Here is a 2,553-nt window from a genome sequence, read left to right as displayed (position 1 = left end):
CCTCGTCGCGGGCCTCGATGGTCGGGTCCTCCGGGAAGTGGCAGGCCGTGAGGTGGCCGGCCAGGTTGCCGGAGATCTGGACCAGCGGGGGCTCGTCCGTGGCGCACTTGTCCTGCGCCTTCCAGCACCGGGTGCGGAAGCGGCAGCCGGACGGCGGCAGGATCGGCGAGGGGACGTCGCCGGACAGGCGGATCCGCTCACGGCTCGCACCCGTGCCGTCGATGTCGACCTCCGGCACCGCGGAGAGCAGGGCGTGCGTGTACGGGTGCCGGGGCCGGTTGTAGATCGACTCCCGGTCGCCGACCTCGACGATCTTGCCGAGGTACATGACCGCGACGCGCTGCGAGAAGTGCCGTACGACGGCCAGGTCGTGGGCGATGAACAGGAAGGCGATGCCCAGCTCGTCCTGGACCTTCTTGAGCAGGTTGACGACCTGCGCCTGGATCGACACGTCCAGCGCGGAGACCGGCTCGTCCGCCACGATCAGCTTGGGCTGGAGGGCCAGCGCGCGGGCCACGCCGATGCGCTGGCGCTGACCGCCGGAGAACTCGTGCGGGAAGCGGTTGTAGTGCTCGGGGTTGAGGCCGACCAGCTCCAGGAGCTCGCGGACCCTCGTCTCCTGGCCGCCCTCCGGCTCGATCCCGTTGACCTCCATCGGCGACTTGATGATCGAGCCGACGGTCTGCCGCGGGTTCAGCGAGGAGTACGGGTCCTGGAAGATCATCTGGATCTCGGACCGCACCGGCGCCAGCTGACGGCGCGAGGCGTGCGTGATGTCCTGACCGGAGTACGTGATCTTGCCCGCCGTCGGCTCCAGGAGCCGCGTGATCAGCCGGCCCGTCGTCGACTTGCCGCAGCCGGACTCGCCGACCAGGCCGACGCTCTCGCCGACGCCGACCGTCAGGTCGACCCCGTCGACGGCCTGAACGGCGCCGACCTTGCGTTTGATCGGGAAGCCGCCGTAGATCGGGAAGTGCTTGGTCAGGCCCTCGACCTTGAGGAGTTCCTCGGTCGAGGTACCGGTGGAACCCTGCTGGGCGGGGAGGGTGAGGTTGTCGCTCATGTCTCGGATCTCCCTAGCGCAGCCGGGGCTGGATCTTGTCGATGAAGATGGTCTGCTTCTGCTCGGCCGTCAGGTGGCACGCGGAGGCGCGCCCCTCGCCCAGCGGCGGGCGGGAGTCGGTGCACAGCGTGCCCGGCACCTCGTCCTTGAAAGCGCACCGCGGGTGGAACGGGCAGCCGGAGGGCGGGTTGAGCAGCGAGGGCGGCGAGCCGGGGATCGGCTCGAGCGCCGCGTTGATGTCGCCGTCCAGGCGGGGCATCGAGCTCAGCAGGCCCCAGGTGTAGGGGTGCTTGGGCGCGCCCAGGACCTCCCGGACGGAGCCGCGCTCCACGGCCCGGCCCGCGTACATCACCAGCAGGTCGTCGGCCATGTTCGAGATGACGCCGAGGTCGTGCGTGATGAAGATGATCGCGGAGCCGAACTCCTGCTGGAGGTCCTTGAGCAGGTCCAGGATCTGGGCCTGCACGGTGACGTCCAGCGCGGTGGTCGGCTCGTCGGCGATCAGCAGGTCGGGGTCGCACATCAGCGCCATGGCGATCATCGCGCGCTGGCGCATACCGCCGGAGAACTGGTGCGGGTAGTCGTCGTAGCGCTGCTTGGGCTGCGGGATGCCGACCTTCTCCAGCATCTGGACGGCACGGTCCCTGGCCTCCTTCTTGGAGGCGCCCCGGTGCTTCATGAACGGCTCGGCCAGCTGCCGGCCCACCGTGTAGAACGGCGACAGGGCGGTCAGCGGGTCCTGGAAGATCATCGCCATCTTGTTGCCGCGGAGCTGCTCCAGCTCCCGCTCGCCGGCGGTGACGAGTTCCTTGCCGTCGAGGACGATCTCGCCGTCGACGGAGCTGGAACGCGGGTTGTGCAGGCCCAGGATCGTCAGGTTGGTGACGGACTTTCCGGAGCCGGACTCGCCGACGATGCCCAGGGTCTTGCCGCGCTCGACGTCGAAGGAGAGGCCGTCGACCGCCTTGACGATGCCGTCCTCGGTGGAGAACTGCACCTTCAGATCACGCACCGAGAGGAAGCTCTCCGGACCGGTCGGGGCCGGCGCGTCCTCGGTCTTGGTCAGTGTGGTCACGGTGGTTCGTTCTTCCTAGGAGAGCCGGACGCGCGGGTCGATGTAGGCGTACGCGATGTCGGTGAGGATGTTGACGATCAGGATGAAGAAGGCACCGAACATCATGACGCCCATGGTGAGCGGCAGGTCCTTGTGGACCGCGCCGTCCACGGCGAGACGGCCGATCCCCTGGAGCGAGAAGGTCAGCTCGGTGACCACCGCGCCGCCGAGCATCGAGCTGATGTCGATGCCGAGGACGGTGACGATCGGGATCATCGAACCGCGCCAGGCGTAGCGGAAGAAGACGTACTTGTTCGACATGCCCTTGGCGCGGGCGGTACGGACGTGCTCCTCCGCGAGCTGCTCGATCATCGAGGAGCGGGCCATACGGGTGTACTGCGCGGTGAAGATGGTGGCCATCACCAGCGTGGGCAGC

2 protein-coding genes and 1 pseudogene (1 of these 3 only partly in view) are annotated in these 2,553 nt (G+C 68.4%); all 3 read right to left on the bottom strand.

The window, feature by feature from the left end; all coding sequences use genetic code 11:
- On the bottom strand, positions 1 to 1,063 hold a 1,063-nt coding region (locus JF597_RS52655; protein ID WP_294014030.1), incomplete at its 3' end, for an oligopeptide/dipeptide ABC transporter ATP-binding protein.
- Between the two features lie 13 nt (positions 1,064 to 1,076).
- Positions 1,077 to 2,138, bottom strand: coding sequence for an ABC transporter ATP-binding protein (locus tag JF597_RS52650; RefSeq protein WP_294014028.1), 1,062 nt, complete (start codon positions 2,136 to 2,138; stop codon positions 1,077 to 1,079).
- Positions 2,139 to 2,153: 15 nt separating this feature from the next.
- A pseudogene (locus JF597_RS52645) lies at positions 2,154 to 2,553 on the bottom strand (ABC transporter permease); it runs 573 nt beyond the window's last position.

The sequence above is a fragment of the Streptomyces sp. genome (genome assembly GCF_019510245.1).
Taxonomy (GTDB): domain Bacteria; phylum Actinomycetota; class Actinomycetes; order Streptomycetales; family Streptomycetaceae; genus Streptomyces.
Note: the sequence above shows the minus strand (reverse complement) of the source record. Positions and strands in the feature narration are given on the sequence as shown.